Consider the following 6893-nt stretch of genomic DNA (forward strand, 5'->3'; position numbering starts at 1 on the left):
TTGAAGACTTTGAGCAGGATGGCCCTAAGATTCTTATCATTTTAGACAATGCAAGTATTCATAAAAAGGCAGAGATTCTAGAGAAGATAGCGAAGGAGATGCCCAACATTGTTTTAGAATTTCTGCCACCCTACAGTCCGGACTATAATTTAATCGAGTTAGTTTGGCACTCTGCAAAGGAATTCATTGCCAATCGTCTATTTGAGTCGATTGAGGATCTAGAAGCGCTTGTTCATAACCTGTTGAACGAAGGGCAGCTTGTCATCAAATGGGATCGCAAGATCAAAAACAAAGGAAACACAATCAATGCAATTTAAATGCATATCAGCTTAGATATTTTAAACCGCGATGGGAATAAAGATGATATTCTTGCCTTTTTGGAAGACAGAAACTTGCCAGTTGATGAGATAGGGGCAAATCAGTTGGCTGATAGAATATTAGAATCGCCTCCCCATCAAGGCTATCTAACGATATCTAATGCTCTTCAGTGGAGGTTGCAATACGGACGTGTTATTCAACAGGCAGGTAATGTTTCAGGAATAATTAGAGTTCGATAATCAAAAATGGTGAAGTCATTAGATAAATGGCAGTTCGGTGATTTTCAGACACCTGATGAGCTGGCAAAATGTGCGACGAAACTGCTTAGAGAAAAACACGGTATCTCTCCCAACCTAGTAATAGAGCCGACTTGTGGAAAAGGGGCTTTTCTTAGAGCATCCCTAAGTGAGTTTAGGTACTCGAAAATTGTAGGTTTTGATATTAATGAGAAATATGTCAAGGAAGCGAAAGAGACCTTATCAAAATATCCAAATTCAGAAAATGCAACTGTTTTAACAGGAGATTTTTTCAGCATGGATTGGGATTCCTTTCTTGATAATTTTTCAGGTCATATCTTGGTCATTGGGAATCCTCCTTGGGTTACAAGTAGCGAACTAAGCATTCTCAACAGCAAAAATTTGCCTTCAAAGTCAAATTTTCAGAATCGTCGAGGCATTGAGGCTATAACAGGTTCAGGTAATTTTGATATTTCAGAATGGATGCTACTGAAACATGCTGAATGGCTCACAAAGAGAGAAGGAACAATAGCTCTCTTGTGCAAGTATTCAGTAGCGCGTAAAGTCTTTAGGCAAATCACGAAAAGATCAGGTAATAAATTCTCTGCTTCCATCTACCTAATTGATGCAAAAGTTTTCTTTGGAGCTTCAGTGGAGGCTTGCTTCTTTATCTTATCTACTAACTCTCATGATAGTTCTGACTGCGTCGTTTATAAAGACCTGATATCAGATCAGATACTGCACCTAATCGGTGAAAGGGATGGTTTTATCCTCAAAGACACAGCAAAATACGAAAAATGGAAGCATTTATTAGGTCAAGATCTGAGATATACTTGGCGTTCTGGAATTAAACATGATTGTTCTAAAGTAATGGAACTGGAGCAAGTTGGAAATGGGTTATTCCAAAATGGAATGCATCAACAATATTCACTTGAGACCGAGTATCTATATCCCCTTTTGAAAAGTTCAGATATCGGAAATGGTAGAGTTAATACTTGCCGAAAGCTTGTCTTAGTTACACAAAAAACGATTGGCGACGATACAAGTGTCATTAAGGATAAAGCATTTAATACCTGGCAGTATCTACTTGAACATGATGCTCTATTGAGTCGTAGAAAAAGTTCAATATACAAAAACAAGCCTCCATATTCTATATTTGGCATAGGAGAATATTCATTTAAGAAGTGGAAGATCGCTATATCTGGACTTTATAAGAGGTTGAATTTTGGGCTTGTCAACCCCATTGATAATAAACCAGTCATGCTAGATGACACTGTTAACTTTTTGTCCTTTGACACGGAGGAAGAAGCTAATTTCATCTTGAGTCTTCTTAATTCTAAGCCATCCCTCGAATTTCTTGAATCTATGATTTTTTGGGATGAAAAAAGACCAATAACTATAGATATTCTAAAAAGGCTTTCCCTAAAAGCTGTTGCCAAAGAAATAGGTTTCTTAGAGAAGTATATGGAATTAGCTGAAGTTGTACGAGTTAATTCTAACGGTCAGCTAGAGTTGGGATTAGCAGAACAAGCATCACGCTATCAAGCTCGATAGACACCTAACACTGCGTTGGTGCGGACGGAATATGGGTTATCGGTGAGAGTTCGAGGTTGTCTACCGCCGCACAACTTCGACGTTAAAACTCCGATGACCCGAACCGTTAAAACTAAAGTCTTACTAAGCCCACAGTACTGATCTGCTAAAGTAGGACACTGATTAAAATGCTTGCCACACAAAAATCCTAGGTAACGAGAAGCCAAGGGCTATACTTGTAGAGAGCAGTGCCAGTCATAGCTAGAAATCGCAAAATCAGAAGTAGAACAGTCAGTAAGGGCCGACAAGGCAACAGCAACGGATGGTAGTGCACTAATCTACGGGCCAGAGAAAAAACAGCCCGAAACAGCGATCTACTGCCGTAAGGTCTTTAGGGTCGCCTGATTATTCTCTAGCCTGTACAAAATGGGACTACCCGATTTTTTTTTACGCGTGAATCCTAACGCCTTCACCACCCGTCCCATCGTGGATCGACTGACCCGAATCGACGTGGCGGCGGCGAGTTGGTCACACAGTTCCGCCAAGGTCGCATCATTATCCGCCTCCACTAAGGTCTTCACCAGGGCGATCTGTTCGGTCTTGAGTTTAGGTTGAGGCCCACCCCCGTGGGGCTTCGGTCGAATGTCTCCCGTTTCTCGAAGCCGCTTCAACAGCGTTTCCACAAAACTCGTCGCCACCCTAAACTGTTTCGCCACCTTCCGAACCGATACTCCCTCCATGATGTGAGCATCAATGATCTTTTCTCGAAGGTCAAGAGAGTAGGCTTTCATGAGTCCTCCTACCGGAAATGCAATAGTCCAGCACTGCTCTGCATTTCCTCTCTTACCTTGATCGTACCTCGCCCGAATGAACTCCGCTATAGAAGGTGGCAACTACATCACCGGAAACTCTGACATCAAAGTTAAGAGTGTGGCCAGCCAAAACTATACCTATCCCGACGCCAGCGTCACCTGTGATGACCGGGACAAGATAACGACTCAATACATTACCTATCCCTGCTTGATCGTTGCAGTGCTATCAGAAAACGCCGAAGCTTACGATAGGGGCGGCAAGTTCAGGCTGTATCGCCAAAATCCAGTTCTACAGGATTACTTATTGGTAAGTTCCACCAAGATTGAGATGGATTTGTACCACAAAAATGAGGCTGGTGACTGAGTGATCATTAACTATCAACCAGGCGACACCATCGAGTTAAACAGTATTGGCCTAAGTTTCGCCATGGAGCACGTTTACCGTGGCTTAACCCTTATGCCGGATATTCAGACGACCTAGGCGAGTAGGCTGGCTTACCGCAGCGGCACCCCAGGGGTGGCTATGCTCATCTGGAGGCGTTGATTGCTCAGCACAAAGTCGAGCCTTAGAATGACGCGTAAGAATTCAAAGCATGGCTGTAGGCTAGGGGTGATCGTCCACCCAATGCCTCTCTCTAAAGCCCCTTTCTCAACGCCCCTGGTCACCAGGCCTTGTCAACCGAGGAGCCCTCTTCTATGTTTGCCCAAATTCCTGAACGCCGCATGCATTGGATTCGCTGGGTCGTGACCACCGGATGGGTGCTGCTGATTCTCTCGTTGTTTTTCGACCCTTGGACAGCGGCGCTGACCCAACCCGACCACCCCTGGAGCCCCCTGCGGCTGACGGGGGAATGTGTGCCGGTGCAGGGGGTTTGTGTGGAGGAAACCCCTCAGCCGATTGGGGCGACGCTATTTTGGGGGGCCATTGTGCCCTCGGGCATTTTTATTTTGCTGGTGTTTAGCCACGAGCTATGGCGGCGGATCTGCCCTCTCTCGTTTCTCTCGCAGATTCCCCGCGCTCTAGGCTGGCAGCGGCAGTTTAAGCGGGAAAACCCAAAAACCGGCAAGGTGCGCTACGAATTGGCCAAGGTGCGGCCTGAGTCGTGGCTGGGGCGCAACTATCTATACGTGCAGTTTGCCTATCTCTTCGTTGGACTGTGCGGACGAATTTTGTTTTTTAACGCGGATCGCCTGGTGTTGGGCGGTTGGCTGGTGTTCACCATCGTTGCGGCCATGGCGGTGGGCTATTTTTACGGCGGTAAATCGTGGTGTCAATACATTTGCCCGATGGCCCCGGTGCAGACGGTGTTTAGCGAACCCCGTGGCCTGTTGGGCAGCCAAGCCCACACCAGCGAAAGCCGCATTACCCAATCGATGTGCCGCACGGTGGAGGCCGACGGCAGCGAAAAAAGCGCCTGCGTGGCCTGCCAAAGCCCCTGCTTTGACATTGACTCGGAGCGCACCTACTGGGATGGCCTCCGCCGTCGCGATGAGGCGGTGATGCGCTACGGCTACCTGGGCCTGATGGTGGGCTACTTCGTCTACTACTACCTCTATGCGGGCAATTGGGACTACTACTTTTCGGGGGTGTGGAACCGCGACCCCAACCAACTGGCGGCGCTATTTAGCCCAGGGCTGTACTTGGGGGGGCAGGCCATCGCCATACCCAAGCTGGTGGCGGTGCCCCTGGTGCTGGGGGCCTTTACCCTGGGGGGCATTGGATTGGGCACGCTGATCGCCAACCGGGCCAAGGGCTATTCCCGAAAATCTGTGGCTCCCAACCCCGACCGGGTACAGCACCGGATCTTTGTGATCGTCGCCTTCATTGCCTTTAATTTCTTTTTCTTTTTTGCCGGACGGCCCCTGCTGCGGCTCACCCCTGGCTGGGTGCAGTTTGGCTTTGACGGACTGGTGCTGTTTTTAAGTACCCTGTGGCTGCAACAGAGTTGGCACCGTAGCCCCGAACGCTATACCCGTGAGAACCTGGCCAGCCGATTCCGCAACCAGTTGGCCAAACTGGGGCTGGAGGTAGCGGCGCTGCTGGATGGCAGATCCCTCGACGACCTCCATGCCGACGAGGTCTACGTGCTGGCCAAGGTGTTGCCCGACTTTACCCGCGAAAAACGCCACCAGGCCTACAAAGGGGTGGTGCGCGAGGCCCTGGCCGAGGGTTATATCAATACTGCGAATAGCCTCGATGTGCTCCAGCAGATGCGCCAGGAATTGGGCATTTCCGCCGACGAGCACCAGGAAATTTTGGAGGAACTGGGGGTGGAAGACCCCGACTTGCTCAACCCCGACCGCCAGCGCAGCCTAGAAAACCAGGTACGCATTAGTGGCTACCAGCGATCCCTTGAGCGATTGCTGCGGCTCCAGCAGGCCCAACCCAACCTAATGGCCGAGGCCGAGGTTCCCTCCCTACAATCCCTGCGCCAGGAGTATGCCATCACCCCCCAGGAAGAAGCCTGGGTGCTCAGCGGCCTCTCCGCCCAGGGCCGCCAAAAGGCTGAGGGTCTGATGGCTTGTCTGCGCGAATGGCTGGCCTACGACCACGCCCTCACCCTGCCCGCCCTCCAAGCCCAAGCCCCGGTGGTAGACCTGGTGCTAGCGGTGGTGCGCCGCAAGCAGGGGCTGATCGTGCGATCCCTACTAGAGACCCTGGCCACCTTGCCCGCCACCGAGGCCCTGCCCCTAGCCCAAACCCTGGCCCAAACGCTGAACTCAGTGACCCCTTCGCCCCTGGCCGACTACCTAGCGTCGGACTTGTTAGATCAGCTTGCCCCCGAAGTGGTTAACCTCCTCCAGGCTACCCCGCCGGAACCTGCGGCCCCCCTCGCCCCGCCGACCGACACCGACACCCTCAGCTATTTGGCCAATCTGATCGACCACCCCAACCCCCTGGTGCCCGCCGCCGCGCTCTTTTTGATCGCCCAGATCGATCCCGCCCGCGCCCAAGGGGTCTGCCAAACCCTGGCCCCAGAGGCCACCTCCGCCCTGACCCAAGCCACCGCCCAGGTCATTCAGTCTCACACCGCCGCCCCAGACCTAGCGGCGATTCCCGACCTCGAAAAGGTGGTTTACCTGGCCCACAGCGACTTCTTCAGCCAATTGCAACCCAAAACCCTGCTGGCCCTCGCCGCCTTGACCGAGGTCAGAACCTACGCCCCTGGCGACGCCATCACCCACGCAGGCGACACCTGCCGAGAGCTATTGATCCTGATTAATGGAGAAGCCAGCATCCATTACCAACGGGCCGAGGGGGTGGTGGAGGAGCGGTTCCACCCTGGGCAGACCCTCGACGAGCTAGAGGTGTTGGCTCACGCTAACCTAGACAATGCAATCCTGGCGGATGGCGATCACACGCGCATTTTGGCCGTGCCCGTGGATGCCTTTGATAGCCTGATCGACCACGACCCCGATTTTGCCCGCCGGGTGATTGCCCTCGAAAGCCAGCGATTACAGCAAATTGCGAACCCCTTGGCCCCGACTCAATCGATGCACTAAGGAACAGGCACCTAAATAACCTGAGTTCGGGTTAAGCAGCGGGCGGGAGAGCGAAGTCAAGATGGAGGGAAGGCTTTTTAGGTTGGTGGCAGTAGGCAATCAAGCCACAGACGACATTGACCATGAAGTTGACGGGACGGCGATGCCTAGAGTGTTTGCCTGCGGCACGCTTCGCGAACAATCTGGGAAATGTTCTTGAGCTGGTCAATGATAGTTTCGACAATGGCGCGTTTGCGGGCGAGCAACTTGTCGGTGAGCTGCATCAGATGGTTTTGCATGTTGCGTCTGGGCTTGGCAAAGAACTGGATGCCATAGGCTGCAAAGAGTCGCTCTGCCAGGGGCTTGGAGACATATAGCAGCCCGCAGGCAGGTTAGGACAATACGCGGAAGGCATTGTCGAGGGCATCCCACAAGGTGTCAAACTGGTGCAAGGTCTTTCGCACGTAGTGCTTGATCCGTGCCCAAAACTTCTCAATTTTGTTCAAGTCAG

The 6893-nt window shown here is 51.2% G+C and carries 6 protein-coding genes and 1 pseudogene; 6 read left to right on the forward strand and 1 reads right to left on the reverse strand.

Annotated elements, in window-relative coordinates; all coding sequences use genetic code 11:
* The 3 genes from H6G62_RS25260 to H6G62_RS25270 form a co-directional block, all read left to right on the forward strand.
* On the forward strand, nt 1-317 hold a 317-nt coding region (locus H6G62_RS25260; protein WP_190492062.1), incomplete at its 5' end, for a transposase.
* Entirely contained in the window at nt 318-557 is a 240-nt protein-coding gene (locus tag H6G62_RS25265; protein WP_242052273.1) for a hypothetical protein, read from the forward strand. It begins immediately after the preceding gene.
* Between the two features lie 6 nt (nt 558-563).
* Nucleotides 564-2108: an N-6 DNA methylase gene (locus H6G62_RS25270; RefSeq protein WP_190500364.1), complete on the forward strand. Its 1545-nt coding sequence runs from the start codon at nt 564-566 to the stop codon at nt 2106-2108.
* A gap of 353 nt (nt 2109-2461) precedes the next feature.
* On the opposite strand, the gene H6G62_RS25275 is transcribed toward H6G62_RS25270, so the two are convergent.
* The gene (locus H6G62_RS25275) at nt 2462-2878 is read right to left on the reverse strand and encodes a helix-turn-helix domain-containing protein (protein WP_190500366.1); all 417 of its coding nucleotides are present in this window, start codon (nt 2876-2878) and stop codon (nt 2462-2464) included.
* Nucleotides 2879-2987: 109 nt separating this feature from the next.
* On the opposite strand from H6G62_RS25275, the pseudogene H6G62_RS25280 reads away from it, so the two are divergent.
* From H6G62_RS25280 to H6G62_RS28125, 3 genes and pseudogenes are all read left to right on the forward strand, one after another.
* Nucleotides 2988-3380, forward strand: a pseudogene (locus tag H6G62_RS25280) (Uma2 family endonuclease); the annotation flags it as partial.
* Between the two features lie 215 nt (nt 3381-3595).
* Nucleotides 3596-6403 carry a cyclic nucleotide-binding domain-containing protein gene (locus H6G62_RS25285; protein WP_190500368.1) on the forward strand — a complete coding sequence of 936 codons (2808 nt, stop codon included), beginning with the start codon at nt 3596-3598 and terminating at the stop codon, nt 6401-6403.
* A 155-nt stretch (nt 6404-6558) separates the two neighbouring features.
* Nucleotides 6559-6759, forward strand: a complete 201-nt coding sequence (locus H6G62_RS28125) for a hypothetical protein (protein WP_242052274.1) — start codon at nt 6559-6561, stop codon at nt 6757-6759.
* The last annotated feature ends 134 nt before the right edge of the window (nt 6760-6893 follow it).

It is taken from the genome of Phormidium sp. FACHB-1136 (genome assembly GCF_014697375.1).
GTDB lineage: Bacteria > Cyanobacteriota > Cyanobacteriia > Phormidesmidales > Phormidesmidaceae > Nodosilinea.